We start from the raw sequence: 16285 nt of genomic DNA on the forward strand, positions 1-16285 counted from the left end.
AAATGTTCGGAAGGGTGGTGGATTCTTTGCGGACATTTTCTCTTTTAAAAGGGATGCCTGTTTATGGTGAAGAGGGCAATATGCTTGGAGAAGTTTGTGACATTTGCATTAGAGATGATGGAAAAGTATCGGACATTCTACTACAGAGAAAAGGTTTGATTGGGAAGAAATTTAGGCTCCCCATTGATCAGATATTTTCTTTTGGAGAAAATGCGATAATGATTTCGGATCAGGGTGATCTTCCGACATATAAGGAAGACGAATCCGAATTTACGATGCATCATGCACAGCCTATTATAAAAAAGAATATACTCTCCAACGATGGCGAGCAACTCGGTTTGCTAGATGATGTATATTTTTTGGAAGAAGTGGGCACAATCGTAGGATATGAACTGACGGATGGTTTCTTTTCTGACATAGCTCAAGGAAAACGAGTAATTCGGACTCCCAATCCACCACAGATTGGAAAGGATGCCATGGTCGTCTCAGTTAATAAGCTGCGAGGTGGCAAAACTAATGATGAAGTGTCCGAATTGCCAAAGCAAGGACCTAGGTAAAATAGGCGTCAATCAATATTATTGCTGGAACTGCTTTATTGAGCTTTCCGTTGGCGCTAAAACGATTCATACTCACCAAGTCGAAGAAGACGGGTCTCTAAGTTCTTTGGATGATTTATTCGATGAACAGGCAAGACAATTAGGTTGAAGAGAGAATAAAAGTCGCCCATTTGAGGCGGCTTTTATTTTCCAGTTAGTCTTTTGTTATTTGCACTCATATTCTTCCATGCTTTTGGAAAGCTAATTTCATGGAGGGGAATGAATGTGAAACAAAAGAGATTAACCATTATTTATCGATTTGGTCTTATTTTACTTATTTTTATAACATTATATTGTTTTTTATTATTAAAGCCGTTATGGAAGCCGATTTTGTTGACTTTGCTAATTGGACTGATTCCTTTTTTATTAGGCGGGTTTATCGCTTTTTTATTGCATCCACTTGTAGAAAAATTAGAAGCAATTGGAATGAAAAGAATTTGGGCGATTACCATTATTTATTGTTTGTTTTTTGGTGGATTAGGTTACGGTTTATATTTAGGTTTTCCATTGTTAATAGAGCAAATGAGAGAATTCTCCGAGCAAATCCCTGAATTGGCTGGATATTATAAGGAATGGATTCAAAGCCTTGAAGCAACGACCTCCCGATGGCCTGATGGCGTACAAACACAAATGGAAGAACGAATTAATGATTTTGAATTGTGGCTAAATGGTTTTGTTGAAAAAAGTATAAAAGTATTAATGGGGCTTCTAAATTTTATCTTGGTTTTATTAGTTATTCCCTTCATTTCTTTTTACTTGTTAAAGGATATTCATCTTGTAAAAAGAGCAGCATGGTATATGACTCCAAAAAGATGGCGTAACAATGCACATGAATTTATGTCAGCAGTAAACATCTCGCTTGGTAGTTATGTAAGAGGGCAGCTGCTCGTATGTGGGATTGTTGGAGTGGCTGCAGCGGTTTTATTTTGGGCTTTTGGCATTCAATATCCTATTTTGCTTGGTGCTGTGATTGCTTTAACAAATATTATTCCATATTTCGGTCCACTCATAGGAGCAATTCCTGTATTAATAATTGCGTTATTAACTTCTGTAAAACTAGCTGTCATTGCAGTAGTGATTGTATTTGTTTTACAATTTATCGAAGGAAATATATTATCGCCATATATTGTGGGGAAGTCTTTGCAAATGCACCCATTATTCATTATAGGGGCATTAATTATTGGTGGTGAGGCTGCTGGAGTGATTGGATTAATCGTTGCAGTTCCAATATTAGCTATTATAAAAATTGCTGTTATTCATTCCCGTGATTATTTAATCAAGGAAAAACAACCTTAGCATTGACAAGTTTCCTTTTCATTCCTATAATTTTGATATACATTCATATGAAAAAATTGAGGACGGATCTATAGTGTTAACACCCATCTGAGCAATATTTGCAAAAGAGAGGAATTTCCATGGCTGAAAGAAATTCTAGATGAAGGATAACATTCGCTAATCCTGAGAGCAGCTAACCCCTGCCGTGCGCCGCGTTAAGGTACTGAGGTAAAAGAGAAAATTTATTGCTCTTTTAAAATCAGGGTGGTACCGCGATCAAAAATTCGCCCCTGTCAAGGGACGGGTTTTTTTTGTTGCCAAATATTTGTGAAAATAAAGTGAATGAGTTTTTACAAATTGATTCTTCGTCCAGCTTCGATGTACACGATGTATTAGTGCCACAGGACGTGGGGCGAAGAAGATCGTCAATGTATCGACTAACGGACTTCAGAACCCCACCCCACAATCAGTAAATAATGATTTGTCTTTAGCTCAACGTGCTTCCCTTATCACGCTCTATAAATAGTGTCTCTACGCAACGTAGACGCACTTACGAAGGCGACCCTGTACGTCGATAACCAAGGCGCTTGCGCTTTTGGTTTTGTCATAAATAAATTGGAGGTTGATGAATAGTGAAAAAGTTAACTGGTTCACAAATTAGACAAATGTATTTAGACTTTTTTAAAGAAAAAGGACATCAGATTGAACCTAGTGCATCTCTTGTTCCACACGATGATCCAACGTTATTGTGGATTAACAGTGGAGTTGCTACATTAAAAAAATACTTTGACGGACGGGAAATACCGGAAAATCCCCGTATTGTAAATGCACAAAAGTCAATTAGAACGAATGATATAGAAAATGTCGGTAAAACGGCAAGACACCATACTTTTTTCGAAATGCTTGGTAATTTTTCTATAGGAGATTATTTTAAAGAAGAAGCAATTGAGTGGGCATGGGAATTTTTGACGAGTCCAAAATGGATTGGATTCGACCAAGAAAAGCTATCTGTTACCATTCATCCTGAAGATGAAGAAGCGTTCGGGTTATGGAATAAGAAGATCGGATTACCAGAGGAACGTATCATCCGTTTAGAAGAAAACTTCTGGGATATCGGTGAGGGACCAAGTGGGCCGAATACTGAAATATTCTATGATCGTGGCCCAGAGTATGGCAATGATCCTAATGATCCGGAATTATTCCCAGGTGGGGAAAATGAACGATATTTAGAAATTTGGAATCTAGTATTTTCCCAATTTAATCATAATCCTGATGGAACGTACACTCCACTACCGAAGAAAAATATTGATACAGGGATGGGACTAGAACGTATGGCTTCTGTTATTCAAAATGTCCCGACGAATTTCGATACAGATTTATTTATCCCGATTATTGAAGAAACGGAGAAGATTTCCGGAAGTTCATATGGAACGAACGATGAAACAGATACCGCATTTAAAGTGATCGCTGATCACATTCGGACTGTAACATTTGCTATTGCAGATGGCGCATTGCCTTCTAACGAGGGGCGAGGATATGTTTTGAGAAGGCTGCTTCGTCGCGCCGTTCGCTATGCGAAAAAAATTAATATAAATAGGCCTTTCATGTACGAACTAGTTCAGGTAGTTGGGGAAGTAATGAACGATTATTATCCAAACGTCGTTGAAAAAACAGAATTCGTTCAACAAGTGATCAAAAATGAAGAAGAACGTTTTCATGAAACTTTGAATGATGGACTCGCCATTTTGTCCGCTGTTATTCGTGAGGCAAAAGCCGAAGGAAAAAATATGATTTCTGGTCCAGATGTATTCAAGTTATACGATACTTACGGTTTTCCGGTAGAATTGACGGAAGAATATGCAGAAGATGAACATATGCAAGTTGACCATGATGGATTTGAAGCAGAGATGGAAAAACAACGTGAAAGAGCACGTTCCGCTCGTCAAGATTCTGGATCCATGCAAGTGCAAGGCGGAATACTAGGTAATGTGAAAGTTACAAGTGAATTTATTGGTTACAATCAATTGTCAGTTAATACAGTCCTCAATACGATTATTAAAAATGATGAATTAGTGGATTTGGCACAAGCGGGAGATAAAATAGAATTCATTCTGGACGAAACACCTTTCTATGCGGAAAGTGGTGGACAAATTGCTGACAAAGGAGTAATAACTGCGGAAGGATTGCTCGTTCAAGTGACAGAAGTGCAAAAAGCACCTAATGGACAAAACCTTCATTTCGCAATTGTTGAGCAAGGTACATTAAAGACAGGTATGCAGGTGACTGCCGAGGTTGATGAAAATAAACGGAGTAAAGTCATCAAAAACCATACCGCAACACATCTACTACACCAAGCATTAAAAGATGTTCTAGGTGTTCATGTGAACCAAGCTGGATCTCTTGTTGGACCCGAACGTCTTCGCTTTGACTTTTCCCATTTTGGTCAAGTGAAACTTGAAGAATTAATTCGTATTGAGACAATTGTTAATGAAAAAATATGGGCTAATATCGCTGTAGAAACGTCATTAAAAAATATTGAAGAAGCTAAAGAGATGGGCGCAATGGCCTTATTTGGTGAAAAGTACGGTAATATTGTTAGAGTAGTGGCCATTGATGATTATAGTTTAGAATTATGTGGTGGCTGTCATGTAACAAACACTTCTGCAATTGGTTTATTTAAAATAGTATCTGAAGCAGGGATTGGTGCAGGAACCCGTAGAATTGAAGCTGTGACAGGTGAAGCCGCTTATCAACTGATGAATGGAGAAATGGAGCGACTTCAAACAGTTGCAACTCTATTAAAAACGAAGCCAAATGATATTGTGCATCGTACTGAAATCTTGCTTAGTGATTTGAAAGATCTCCAACGTGAAAATGAATCTCTAATAGCCAAGTTAGCAAATATTGAAGCAGGAAGTATGCTTAATCATATTCAAGAAGTAAATGGAATAAAAGTTGTGGCTAATAAAGTGCAGGCCGCAGATATGAATACACTACGTAATATGGCTGATGATTTAAAACAAAAATTAGGTTCGGGAATTATTGTTTTAGCGTCTGCTCAGAATGATAAGGTAAATATTATTGCGGCTGTTACTAAAGATCTTATCGAAAAAGGATATCATGCTGGAAAACTAGTCAAAGAAGTAGCTGTTAGATGTGGTGGTGGGGGTGGCGGGCGCCCAGATATGGCCCAAGCTGGTGGAAAAGACCCTAGTAAAATAGAAGAAGCAATTGCATCTGTGACAGACTGGGTAAAAACCGTTTGATTCTATAGCAAATTCATGTACAATGAAAGTAATGTCAATTTAACAATTAGGTCTATCAACAAATGATAGTCTTAAGAGAGGTGTTGTCAATGAGCTCTTTTGATAAAACGATGCGTTTTGATTTTCAAGAAGATCCAATGGAGCAAGAAGTGAAAGATGTGGTTCTTCATGTACACGGTGCTCTCCAAGAAAAAGGTTATCATCCAATTAATCAAATTGTTGGCTACTTATTGTCTGGGGACCCTGCATATATTCCAAGACATCAAGACGCACGCAATATTATCAGAAAGCTAGAACGAGACGAGATCATTGAGGAACTGGTGAAATCGTATTTAAAACAACATCGCGAGGGATAATAGATGAGAATTATGGGCTTGGATGTTGGAACCAAAACAATTGGTGTGGCGATGAGTGACGAAATGGGTTGGACCGCCCAAGGTTTAGAGACAATAGCAATTGATGAAGAAAAAAAAAGGTTTGGATTCCAGCGAATTGGTGAAATTATTAATGAGTACAATGTACAAAAAATCATTGTCGGCTACCCGAAAAATATGAATAATACGATTGGTCCACGTGGAGAAGCATCCCAAATCTATGCTGAGAAATTAACAGAAATATTTGAGCTCCCAGTTAAACTTTGGGATGAGCGCTTAAGTACCGTTGCTGCAGAACGTGTTCTACTTGAGGCGGATGTGAGCCGAAAAAAGCGTAAGAAGGTTATTGATAAATTAGCGGCAACCATGATTTTGCAAGGCTTTCTAGATAGTCAACAATAATGAGGTGAATACAATGGAAAATGGCGAAAAACATATTACAGTAGTAGACGAAAACGGGAATGAACAATTGTATGAGATTCTATTTACATTTGATTCAGATGAATTTAATAAATCTTACGTTCTATACTTCCCAGTAGGTGCAGATGAGGATGAGAATGAAGAAATTGAAATTCAAGCGTCTGCTTATGTTCAGAATGAAGAAGGTGCAGAAGGTAGCCTACAGCCGATCGAGACCGATGAAGAGTGGGATATGATCGAGGAAATGTTAAATACCTTCCTTGAAGAGGAAGAAACAGCTGAATAACAAAAAGCTGGTCCACATTAGTGGATCGGCTTTTTTATTTGATCACATAATGAAAAAGGTAAGGAGAGACCTTGTCTCCTTGGTGTCTTATGCGTGCGTAGTGCTTTGCGCTTTTCTTTACTGTTTTAAGTATAGGCCAGTTCCTAGCAAAATTAAGAATTCCTTATTCTCTAGGCACGGTATATACATCGGTTAACGGACGTTTCCGCTTTTCTTTTTACAATTTTCGAGTGAAAAAAACAAAAAATATAGTATAATGAACAAGTGTATTTGACCGAAGGAGCGTATTTGCGTCCGGAAGGGGGTTGCCGAAGTGGCAAATAAAGAGAGCCGGGAAAAGGAAAAGCTGAATATAAGAACGGCAATGAGAAATAATTTACTTGAAAGGCGAAATGAGGCGAAAATAATCAGAAAAATAGTAGCAGTTATTGCACTTATTATAATACTTATTGCTGGAGGTACGGCCTTGGGCGGTTATATATATATTAAATCAGCCTTAAAGCCCGTTGATCCTGAAAATAATAAACAAACGAATATAGAAGTGCCAATTGGATCATCCACTACATCAATTGGAAATTTATTAAAGGACAAAGGCATTATTAAAAACGCAACAGTTTTTAAATATTATGTGAAGGTAAATAATATTTCAGGATTTCAAGCAGGGAAATATGACCTTGCGCCATCCATGACCTTGGATGAAATAACCCAAACTTTACAGACAGGAAAACTTGTTAGAGAAGCAGTTATTAAAATGGCTATTCCAGAAGGTCTTTGGTTAGATCAAATTAGTGAAATTATTGCAAAGAGTATAGATGTAGCTCCGGAAGAAGTAAGTAAAACGATGTCAGATACTAAAACGTTGAAGCGCCTAATGGAAAAATATCCTGATTTACTTACTGAAGATATTTTAGAAAAACAAATAAAACATCCGCTTGAAGGTTATTTATTTCCAGCAACCTATCCATTTTACGAAGAGAAACCATCTATTGAATCGGTATTAGATACGATGTTAAAGCAAACCCAAATGGTTATAGGTAAATATGCGGAAACAATGAAAGAAAAAAATATGTCCACACATGAGTTGCTTACGATGGCTTCATTAATAGAAAAAGAAGCGACAGAAAAAGCGGATCGACACTTAATATCAAGTGTTTTTTACAATCGGATTGAAAATAAAATGCCATTGCAAACTGATCCAACCGTTGCATATGCACTTGGAAAACACCTAGATAGGACTCTTTACGAAGATTTGGAAGTAGATTCACCATATAACACATATAAGAATCAAGGTCTTCCTCCTGGTCCGATCGCTAATGCAGGAGAAGCTTCAATTGAGGCAGCCTTAAATCCGGAGAAATCAGATTATCTTTATTTCTTGGCCGAATATGGAACAGGTGATGTCTATTTTGCTTCAACTTTAGAAGAGCATAATAAACTAAAAGAAAAACATATTACAAATAAACGGAAAGAATCTGATGGAGGCAGTAAAAAAAATGAATGATGATGCAATAAAACAATATCTTGAAGACTTGCTTCCTGTTAGAAATAAATTTTTTCAAGGACTTGAACAGTTTGCGAAGGAACATCGTGTCCCTATTATGGAGCCTACTGGTATTGCGGCTATGTTACAAATGATGAAAATCCAAAAACCAAAGCAGATTTTAGAAATAGGGACAGCGATAGGATATTCTGCTTTACGTATGGCGGATGCGCTCCCTGACACAAAAGTGGTTACACTAGAAATGGACGATATTCGGGTAGAACAAGCTTTAAGTAATATCCAATTGCTTGGAGTGGAGCGGCAGATCAAGGTAATAAAGGGGAATGCACTTAATCTTTATGATGAGGTAGCAGCTCATGGTATGTACGACGCTATTTTTATTGATGCGGCTAAAGGCCAATATATCAAATTCTTTGAGATGTATAGGGAGCTATTAACTGAAAATGGCTGTATATATACAGATAATGTTTTATTTAAAGGACTTGTTGCACAAACAGATACTCCGAATAAACGATTGGCTAGTTTAGTCGGGAAGATTAATGCTTATAATAGATGGCTCATGGACAATAAGAGATTCGATACTGTAATCTTACCAGTTGGGGACGGATTAGCAGTTAGTAGAAAAAGGACAGGTGTAGGTAACGAATGAAAAAAAGACCATTAATTATTGGCATTGCTGGCGGTTCCGGATCAGGGAAGACAAGTGTGACAAATACGATCTATGAAATATTTAAAGAACATTCGATTCTTATCTTGCAACAGGATTTTTACTATAAAGATCAGGCACACTTACCATTTGAAGAACGATTAAAAACAAATTATGATCATCCATTTGCTTTTGATAATGATCTATTAATACAACATGTAGAGAAATTATTGCAGTTTGAGGCAATTGAAAAACCTGTTTATGATTATGCTTTGCATACACGTTCTTCAGAAGTAATTCATGTAGAACCGAAGGAAGTTATTATACTTGAAGGAATTTTAGTATTAGAAGATGAAAGATTGCGCAACTTAATGGATATTAAGTTATTTGTTGATACAGATGCAGATTTGAGAATCATACGCCGTATCCAACGGGATATGAAAGAGCGAGGAAGATCCATTGATTCTGTTGTTGACCAATACGTAAATGTCGTTCGTCCAATGCATAATCAATTTATTGAACCTACGAAAAGATATGCGAATGTAATTATCCCTGAAGGGGGACAAAACCATGTTGCGATCGATTTAGTAGCAACAAAGATCCAAACTATTCTTGAACAAAAGTCATTTTTGTAATACGATAGCATAGATACTAATATATGTATTGTCATGAAACGAAGGGCGCGCCTAATTAAGGGCGCGCTATCATGTATTACATACACAAAAACACCTTGAGCTTTTTTGAGGTGGTGAAACGATAAGGAGTGAAGGGAAATGGCTACAGAAAAAGTATTTCCAATGACAGAAGCGGGTAAAGCAAAACTCGAACAAGAATTAGAACAATTAAAATCAGTAAAACGAAAAGAAGTTGTAGAGCGTATCAAAATTGCACGGAGTTTTGGGGATCTCTCAGAGAACTCCGAATACGATTCAGCAAAAGAAGAACAATCATTTGTTGAGGGGCGGATTACAACACTTGAACATATGGTTCGTAATGCAAAAATTATTGAAGACGATGAATTAAACTCTGATAAAGTAACACTTGGGAAAACTGTTACATTTATTGAACTACCTGATGGCGACGAGGAGACATACACAATCGTTGGTAGTGCAGAAGCAGATCCATTTGAAGGGAAAATTTCAAATGATTCGCCGATTGCTAAGAGTTTATTAGGACATAAAGTGAATGAAGAAGTTTCAGTTCAAACTCCGGGTGGAGAAATGAAAGTGAGACTAATATCCATTAGTTAATAAGAAAAGTGAAAGCACCTGTATAGTGACGTACAAGCTAGACCCGCAGGATACTGGGCTGGGTCCCTCGGCGTTTTTAAGCGTGGATAGGAAGATTCCTGAAGCTTGCTAGTCGCTGGGTGCTTACAACTAGACAATTCTTTTCATTAAAAAACACGGTTATAGCCGTGTTTTTTTATTCTATAAATAGAAGTAAAGTTTGACTAACAAGGAAAAGGTTATTGATTCACGTTTTGTAGCGTCCATGATATTATTATGAATATAGAAATGGGGGGAGATACAATGCCAATTGATTTCAAAAACTCTGGGGAGCGCTATGCCCAACGAGCAAAACGAAGAAAAACGAACATTATACTCAATACATTGATTGTCATTGTTATTATTCTAATCATACTTGTTGGTAGCTATATCTTTTTCGGTGGAGATAATAATAAAGATCAGGCTAGTGAGGTATCAAATGCTAAAGATACAACACAAAGTGAAGAAGTTAAAGAACCAAAAGATAAAAATGAGAAAACCACGGATGATGAAAAAAGTGACGATGACGACTCAGAAAAAGATGAACCGATTGAGACCGAAAGTGATGAACCAAATGTAGAAAAAGTAATCAAAGATCCTTCCTGGAAACCGATTGGAACAGAACAAGCTTCTGGCCATCAGTCTTCATACAATATGGGAACAGTAGATTGGAATGAAAAGTTAAGTGCCGCAGCCTATGCAGTAGGTATTTCCGTTGATAATATGACGCCATGGTGGGTCGAAGGTGGAAGTGATAGGGAAAAAGAAGCAATCCTAACTGTATCTGAAAAAGTAGCTGGATCGGATGTCTATAGAGTGTATATTGAATGGGTAGATGGTGAGGGCTGGAAACCGACCGAAGTGAAAAAGCTAATTGAAAATGATAAAAAACAGTAATGTAGGCATGGAGAAAAGGGGTTTTTAAGATGAAAGTTGCTATAATTGGTGCGATGGAAGAAGAAGTTTCTTTATTACGTGAGCAAATAGAAAATAAACAAACGGAAGTTATTGCGGGATGTGAATTTTTCGTAGGTACACTTGGTAATAAAGAGATTATTTTATTACGATCTGGTATCGGTAAAGTAAATGCGGCTATGTCGACAACGATACTCATGGAAAGATACCAACCGGATGTAGTTATTAATACTGGATCTGCTGGCGGATATAATCCGAAATTAAATGTAGGAGATCTTGTTATTTCAACAGAGGTTCGTCATCATGATGTCGATGTTACGATTTTTGGATATGAGTATGGACAGGTACCACAACTTCCACCAGCATTTATTGCAGATCAAAATTTAATTGACGCTGCAACAAATGCTGCATTAAAGCTAAAAGATATTCAAGCTGTAACTGGTTTGATCGCTACAGGTGATTCATTTATGAATGATCCAGTGCGAGTAGAATTTGTCCGTGAAAAATTCACCGATCTACAAGCTGTGGAAATGGAAGGGGCAGCGATTGCTCAAGTGGCGCATCAGTACAGTGTGCCATTTGTTGTCATTCGTTCTCTATCAGATATTGCGGGGCAGGAGTCAAATATCTCTTTTGATCAATACTTGGAGACAGCAGCGGTTAACTCTGCGAATTTAGTATTGGGGATTATTAAAGCAATATGAGGAAACAAACCAAGGGCAATCTGTTCTTGGTTTGTTTTATATTGTTTTGCTTTGTTCCTACCACCCTAAGAGGATAATCCAATTTTGAGATTATGCTTTAAAAAGGATCATTAGCGGCTTTTACTAATATGAAAAATAGATTTTAATCAGCGAGAGGGGGTGATGGATATAAATGCTAAAAAGGTTGTTGGGGAAAAAGCAGTTGAATTTGTGAAGGATGGAATGATAGTAGGTTTAGGAACAGGTTCTACCGTTTATTGGACAATCCTTAAGCTCGGTGAGTTGGTTAAAAATGGTTTATCTATTCGAGGAGTGGCTACTTCTCTAAGCACAGAAGAGCTTGCTATTAAAATGGGAATCCCATTAGTAACTCTTGAAGAAGTGGATGAAATCGATTTGACGATAGATGGTGCTGATGAAGTGAATGCTAATTTAGAATTAATAAAAGGTGGTGGTGGAGCATTATTACGTGAAAAGATTGTTTCCGCCAATTCGCGAAAAAATATTATTATTGCTGATCATACAAAATATGTTTCTGTTTTAGGGGATTTTCCTTTACCGATAGAGGTGGTCCCATTTGGATGGAAATTGGTATATAAACAAATATTGAAATTGGGTTGCAGACCTAGTTTAAGAATGGATAATAATCTACCTTTTCTTACTGATAACGGGAACTACATACTTGATTGTCAATTTAAGAAGATCAAAGAACCAAAAGAATTAGCCATTTACATAAATATGATTCCCGGAGTAGTAGACAATGGACTATTTGTAGGTATGACAGATATAGTTCTTTTAGGGTTTGATGATGGCGGTATAGAGACTCTATTAAAAAATACTTTAGGTCAAGAAAAATAGTTCACTTATATGCTGATTTGGCGTTTCTACACTGAGTAGGAACGTTTTTTTAATTGAGTTTTATGCGCGAAATACAATCCATTGTAAAATCGTTTACTACCATGCTATATTCGAAACGATTATTTAATTAAATCGTGTAACTTTTTTTCTTTTCAATCGTGTTATCAGTGAGGGGAGGAGAAATGAAGGAATCAATTGAATCGATTTATAATTATTATTTTAATGATATTTACCGCTTTCTCCTTTCGCTCAGTCGTGACCATCATACGGCAGAGGATTTAGTTCAGGAAACCTTTTTGCGCGCGTATTTACATGTGGAAAATAACGAGAATGCAAGCATAAAGTCATGGCTATTTACTGTCGCACACCATGTATTTATTGATTATTATCGCAAACAAAAAAGGGTAGAAGTGAAAAAGCAAGGTTTCTTTTCAAATCTATTCGATAAAAGAAATACGCCAGAAGAAACCATCGTTATTCGAGAGGATATCCAAGAGATAATTAATTTATTGGATGGTATACCAGAGAAACAAAAATACGCTGTTCTCTTGCACGATTTTCATGAATTAAGTTATTCGGAAGCAGCTGCAGTTATGAATGTATCCCTTGCCAACTTCAAAGTAATTTTATATCGTGGCCGCCAAGCGATGAGAAGGAAGAAAGGTGAATGAAAAGATGAGTGATGAATTTAAAAGCAAACTTGAAGCATATGAACATGGTCATTTAGAAGGACGAGAGCTAGCGGAGTTTGAAGAGGAGTTAGAGAAATTAGAACAATTTCAGGAGCATCTTGAAGGAGATAATTTGGAATACCAAATTCCGATAAGCGGAGAAAAGCAAAAGAAAATCTTAAGAAAAAGTAAATGGAAAGCCCGTTTGCAAACAGCTATGGTAGCAGTTGGTATTTTTATCATTGTCATGATTGTATCTACAATCTTCACTGCTGTTTATTATTCATGGGGGAATCCTGATCGCAGTGAAGTGCTCGCAAACGTGATGGATCATACTATAGCAGTTACAGATCCATACGGAGGGTTCGGAAATACCAGTACGAATGCCAAACCATTTTTTCGAGCGGAAATGACGAGAGATTTGAATAAGATAGTTGGAAAAGAACATACGACAGTTGGAGAGCTAAAGGTTAACTTTCTCTTTTCACTCATGAGTTTTCCGGAATGGAATTACATGGGGAAAGTTTCGCAAAACCAACCGGCATTTATATATCCAGGGTATGGAGATCGTGAAATGTCAGAGTGGGATAAACTAGAAAAACTTCCGGAAGGAACAGTCGTTTCTGCCTATCTATCATTTAATGAATTAGTAGAAACAACTGAAGTATTTAATCGATTTGGCGAAAAAGATTTAAATATCGTATGGCTTGCAGTTGATACAGGGGTCGAGGGAAAAGACGATTGGGATCATGGTGTGGTATTTGATCCAATTGGATTTTCTGAATACCCAATTTGGCATGATGACGATATGATTCTCGATTCGCGTGAAGAAACAAAGGGATTTTTATTTGGCAAAATAATCTCAGAAGGTCATTCATCACCTTCATATACTATTGGAGATGATGAGGTACTCCACACCCAGTTTTTAAAAACATTAAAATTCCTAGGAAAACATGAAAAGTTAGCTGAAAAGTTATATGGAGGGCAAGACTTAAATCTTCATGAAAGAATTGAATTTCTTGAGAAAAATGGAATAAATCATTATGGAATTGTTGTTACAGGTCCAACTAAGGAAATATTAAAACTCAAAGAAGAGAATTTAATAAGTTCTATGGTTGTCGATGAGGTCGATTTATGGAACTGGTAAGTTGGATACACTTAATTGTTATGTAAGTGGGGGATTTGAATTGTAGCTTACATTCATTCTATGAGGGGGGAATAAAATGAAAGAAGCAAATAGTGAATCAATTATTACTTTTACATTAGGCATACTATCAATAATTGTTCCATATATAGGATTAATTATTGGTATTATAGGATTAGTATTAGGTCGTAAAGTTATTAGGGAAAATGGTAAAGGCAATACCTTAGCTGTTTCTGGAAAGGTATTAAGCATTGTAGGAATATGCATTCAATCATTGTTATTTCTATTAGCGCTCCTTGGATTCGTAATGTTTTATTTTGTGGATACGAATGAAGAGTTGATTGGCTTGGTTAGGACCTGAGAATGGATGCTAAAAGAGTTCAGAATGAATATCATCAGAACTCTTTTTAGCTGTGAATCTATAATGATGTCGATGGAAGCATTTATTTATTCACCAAATCCATAAAATCTTCAACATCTTTAATACAGAGCTTGACGCCGGCTTCCCAGAAATCACGTTTTGTCAAATCAACACCGAGATGTTTTTGCGCGAGGTCTTCTACTGTCATTGAACCAGTGTCTTCAAGCATCGCCATATATTTCTTTTCATAGCCTTTACCTTCTTTTACTGCCTGAGCATAGATTCCCAATGAAAATAAATAGCCAAACGTGTACGGGAAGTTATAAAAAGGGACACCGGTAATGAAGAAATGTAGTTTAGAACCCCAAAATAAAGGATGGTATTCCTCGAGCGAGTCTGCATATGCTTCTTTTTGAGCGTCTTCCATCAGTTCATTCAATCTGTTTTTATTTACCATGCCTTTTTTGCGTTCTTCATAAAAGCGTGTTTCGAATAAATAGCGTGCATGAATATTCATTAATAAAGCAATAGAGCGTTGGATCTTATCCTCAAGCAAAGCGAGTTTTACTTCTTCATTCTCCGCATTATTTACCGCAGCATCGGCCACAATCATTTCTGCAAAGGTAGAAGCGGTTTCCGCTACATTCATTGCATAGCCTCTATTTAAAGGATGCGTGTCTTTTAGGGCATAAGAATGGAAAGCATGGCCAAGTTCATGAGCAAGTGTAGAAACATTTGACGCAGTGCCTGAATAAGTCATAAATATTCTAGATTGGTTACTTAAAGGGAAGGATGTACAGAATCCACCTGGTCGTTTTCCAGCACGGTCCTCTGCTTCAATCCAGCGGTCTTTAAATGCCTTATTTGTAAATGCGGTGAGTTTGTCACCAAACTTATCAAAATGCTTAAGAATGAATGCTGCGCCTTCCTGATAATCATATGTTGTGTTTGCCTCTCCCACAGGTGCATCTAAATCGGCCCAACTTAATTTTTCTACTCCAAGCAATTCTGCTTTCTTTTTCAGAAATTCAGCAAAGGGTTGTTTATTGTCAGAGATTACTTCCCACATGACATCTAGTGTTTTTTGCTTCATTCTGTTATATGTGAGTGCTTCTTTTAATACATGATCCCAACCACGCTGTTTATAAACGGATAACCGAAACCCTGCTAAATGGTTTAATGTACCTGCCAGTAAATCTGATTGCTTATCCCAAGCTTGTTCCCATTCCTTAAAAACATGCTTTCTTATTTTAGGATCAGGGCTAGAAAACTTATTGGCAGCTTGTCCTACAGATAAGTCAATTTTTTTTCCATTCTCTTTAAATGGAATTTTAATTTGAGAAACGATGTTATCGTACATTTCTCCCCATCCATGATAACCATCGATGCTTAAAGCGTTAATTAATGCTTCTTGTTCTTTTGGAAGTTTTTCAGCAGCATTCTTACGACGTTCGCTTAATATGAAGTTAATTTTCTTCATTGAATCTTGTTTAAGAAGCTCCCTCCAAGTTTCTTCATTAATAAGAGAGAGCTTTTCATCAAAGTTTGTCAAAAGTGTACTTAATCTAGAGCTTAACGTAGTTACCATACCACGCAATTCATTCGCTTTTAAATCATTCATGTCCTGAGCTTGAAGACAACTTACGTAAGCACCCGCTTGTTTCAGACTTTGTGATGCATCTTGAAATAAATCGAGTAAACCAGAAAGACTTTTGTCCTGTGCAGTAATAGGGATTACCCATTCATCAACCGCTAACTGGAACTGTTCCAATTGCTTCTTCGTTTTTTCTAAATGAGCGATAAATTGGCGAGAGGTACTGCCACCTTTAAAAAAAACATCGAGATCCCATGTTAAATCATACTTATTAGTACTCAAACGAATCCCTCCCATAATATGTATCTATTATATTATACGCGAATATTTGAAAAACACCCAATACTTCATATCCTTCATTCAGGTCATGTCAGTGAAGTTGCAAACATATATATACATATAGGCA

18 protein-coding genes are annotated in these 16285 nt (G+C 36.9%); 17 read left to right on the forward strand and 1 reads right to left on the reverse strand.

Going from position 1 to position 16285, the window contains the following annotated elements; all coding sequences use genetic code 11:
• Window positions 1-17 precede the first annotated feature (17 nt).
• The 17 genes from BLE01S_RS03350 (at window position 18) to BLE01S_RS03425 (ending at window position 14285) form a co-directional block, all read left to right on the forward strand.
• Window positions 18-557, forward strand: coding sequence for a PRC-barrel domain-containing protein (locus tag BLE01S_RS03350; protein WP_231955942.1), 540 nt, complete (start codon window positions 18-20; stop codon window positions 555-557).
• The gene (locus tag BLE01S_RS20295; RefSeq protein WP_082788570.1) at window positions 517-705 is read left to right on the forward strand and encodes a YrzR-like zinc ribbon domain; all 189 of its coding nucleotides are present in this window, start codon (window positions 517-519) and stop codon (window positions 703-705) included. The genes BLE01S_RS03350 and BLE01S_RS20295 overlap by 41 nt, the downstream gene beginning before the upstream one ends.
• A gap of 110 nt (window positions 706-815) precedes the next feature.
• Window positions 816-1892, forward strand: a complete 1077-nt coding sequence (locus tag BLE01S_RS03355) for an AI-2E family transporter (RefSeq protein ID WP_066137287.1) — start codon at window positions 816-818, stop codon at window positions 1890-1892.
• A gap of 611 nt (window positions 1893-2503) precedes the next feature.
• Window positions 2504-5137 carry an alanine--tRNA ligase gene (gene alaS / locus BLE01S_RS03360; protein ID WP_066137290.1) on the forward strand — a complete coding sequence of 878 codons (2634 nt, stop codon included), beginning with the start codon at window positions 2504-2506 and terminating at the stop codon, window positions 5135-5137.
• Window positions 5138-5226: 89 nt separating this feature from the next.
• Window positions 5227-5493 carry an IreB family regulatory phosphoprotein gene (locus tag BLE01S_RS03365; RefSeq protein ID WP_066137292.1) on the forward strand — a complete coding sequence of 89 codons (267 nt, stop codon included), beginning with the start codon at window positions 5227-5229 and terminating at the stop codon, window positions 5491-5493.
• Between the two features lie 3 nt (window positions 5494-5496).
• Window positions 5497-5913: a Holliday junction resolvase RuvX gene (ruvX, locus tag BLE01S_RS03370; protein WP_066137296.1), complete on the forward strand. Its 417-nt coding sequence runs from the start codon at window positions 5497-5499 to the stop codon at window positions 5911-5913.
• A 13-nt stretch (window positions 5914-5926) separates the two neighbouring features.
• Window positions 5927-6217 carry a DUF1292 domain-containing protein gene (locus tag BLE01S_RS03375; RefSeq protein WP_066137298.1) on the forward strand — a complete coding sequence of 97 codons (291 nt, stop codon included), beginning with the start codon at window positions 5927-5929 and terminating at the stop codon, window positions 6215-6217.
• A 313-nt stretch (window positions 6218-6530) separates the two neighbouring features.
• A complete protein-coding gene (mltG, locus tag BLE01S_RS03380; RefSeq protein ID WP_411825153.1) occupies window positions 6531-7718 on the forward strand; it encodes an endolytic transglycosylase MltG in 1188 nt (395 codons plus the stop codon).
• Entirely contained in the window at window positions 7711-8367 is a 657-nt protein-coding gene (locus BLE01S_RS03385; RefSeq protein WP_066137300.1) for an O-methyltransferase, read from the forward strand. The genes mltG and BLE01S_RS03385 overlap by 8 nt, the downstream gene beginning before the upstream one ends.
• Window positions 8364-8999, forward strand: coding sequence for a uridine kinase (gene udk, locus BLE01S_RS03390; protein ID WP_066137302.1), 636 nt, complete (start codon window positions 8364-8366; stop codon window positions 8997-8999). Before BLE01S_RS03385 ends, udk begins: the two co-directional genes overlap by 4 nt.
• 138 nt (window positions 9000-9137) lie before the next feature.
• Entirely contained in the window at window positions 9138-9614 is a 477-nt protein-coding gene (gene greA, locus BLE01S_RS03395) for a transcription elongation factor GreA (RefSeq protein WP_066137304.1), read from the forward strand.
• 282 nt (window positions 9615-9896) lie between these two features.
• Entirely contained in the window at window positions 9897-10529 is a 633-nt protein-coding gene (locus tag BLE01S_RS03400) for a YrrS family protein (RefSeq protein ID WP_066137305.1), read from the forward strand.
• Between the two features lie 29 nt (window positions 10530-10558).
• On the forward strand, window positions 10559-11251 hold the full coding sequence (gene mtnN / locus BLE01S_RS03405) for a 5'-methylthioadenosine/S-adenosylhomocysteine nucleosidase (RefSeq protein WP_066137308.1): 693 nt from the start codon (window positions 10559-10561) through the stop codon (window positions 11249-11251).
• 168 nt (window positions 11252-11419) lie between these two features.
• Entirely contained in the window at window positions 11420-12109 is a 690-nt protein-coding gene (rpiA, locus tag BLE01S_RS03410; protein ID WP_111703621.1) for a ribose-5-phosphate isomerase RpiA, read from the forward strand.
• 182 nt (window positions 12110-12291) lie between these two features.
• Complete coding sequence (locus BLE01S_RS03415) at window positions 12292-12780, forward strand: sigma-70 family RNA polymerase sigma factor (protein WP_066137312.1); 489 nt, start codon at window positions 12292-12294, stop codon at window positions 12778-12780.
• Window positions 12773-13927, forward strand: a complete 1155-nt coding sequence (locus BLE01S_RS03420) for an anti-sigma factor (protein WP_231955910.1) — start codon at window positions 12773-12775, stop codon at window positions 13925-13927. The genes BLE01S_RS03415 and BLE01S_RS03420 overlap by 8 nt, the downstream gene beginning before the upstream one ends.
• Before the next feature lie 76 nt (window positions 13928-14003).
• Window positions 14004-14285 carry a hypothetical protein gene (locus tag BLE01S_RS03425; protein WP_066137313.1) on the forward strand — a complete coding sequence of 94 codons (282 nt, stop codon included), beginning with the start codon at window positions 14004-14006 and terminating at the stop codon, window positions 14283-14285.
• An 82-nt stretch (window positions 14286-14367) separates the two neighbouring features.
• On the opposite strand, the gene BLE01S_RS03430 is transcribed toward BLE01S_RS03425, so the two are convergent.
• Entirely contained in the window at window positions 14368-16176 is a 1809-nt protein-coding gene (locus tag BLE01S_RS03430; protein ID WP_066137315.1) for a M3 family oligoendopeptidase, read from the reverse strand.
• Window positions 16177-16285: the final 109 nt, after the last annotated feature.

Source organism: Lederbergia lenta NBRC 16444 (assembly GCF_001591545.1).
GTDB classification, from domain to species: Bacteria; Bacillota; Bacilli; order Bacillales; family Bacillaceae_C; genus Lederbergia; species Lederbergia lenta.

Bases quoted from the DNA above. Each gene is read 5' to 3' on its own strand.
- BLE01S_RS20295 (WP_082788570.1), top strand. From the start codon at position 517: ATGATGAAGTGTCCGAATTGCCAAAGCAAGGACCTAGGTAAAATAGGC.
- BLE01S_RS03355 (WP_066137287.1), top strand. From the start codon at position 816: ATGAATGTGAAACAAAAGAGATTAACCATTATTTATCGATTTGGTCTT.
- BLE01S_RS03365 (WP_066137292.1), top strand. From the start codon at position 5,227: ATGAGCTCTTTTGATAAAACGATGCGTTTTGATTTTCAAGAAGATCCA.
- ruvX (WP_066137296.1), top strand. From the start codon at position 5,497: ATGAGAATTATGGGCTTGGATGTTGGAACCAAAACAATTGGTGTGGCG.
- BLE01S_RS03375 (WP_066137298.1), top strand. From the start codon at position 5,927: ATGGAAAATGGCGAAAAACATATTACAGTAGTAGACGAAAACGGGAAT.
- BLE01S_RS03385 (WP_066137300.1), top strand. From the start codon at position 7,711: ATGAATGATGATGCAATAAAACAATATCTTGAAGACTTGCTTCCTGTT.
- udk (WP_066137302.1), top strand. From the start codon at position 8,364: ATGAAAAAAAGACCATTAATTATTGGCATTGCTGGCGGTTCCGGATCA.
- greA (WP_066137304.1), top strand. From the start codon at position 9,138: ATGGCTACAGAAAAAGTATTTCCAATGACAGAAGCGGGTAAAGCAAAA.
- BLE01S_RS03400 (WP_066137305.1), top strand. From the start codon at position 9,897: ATGCCAATTGATTTCAAAAACTCTGGGGAGCGCTATGCCCAACGAGCA.
- mtnN (WP_066137308.1), top strand. From the start codon at position 10,559: ATGAAAGTTGCTATAATTGGTGCGATGGAAGAAGAAGTTTCTTTATTA.
- BLE01S_RS03415 (WP_066137312.1), top strand. From the start codon at position 12,292: ATGAAGGAATCAATTGAATCGATTTATAATTATTATTTTAATGATATT.
- BLE01S_RS03425 (WP_066137313.1), top strand. From the start codon at position 14,004: ATGAAAGAAGCAAATAGTGAATCAATTATTACTTTTACATTAGGCATA.
- BLE01S_RS03430 (WP_066137315.1), bottom strand. From the start codon at position 16,176: ATGGGAGGGATTCGTTTGAGTACTAATAAGTATGATTTAACATGGGAT.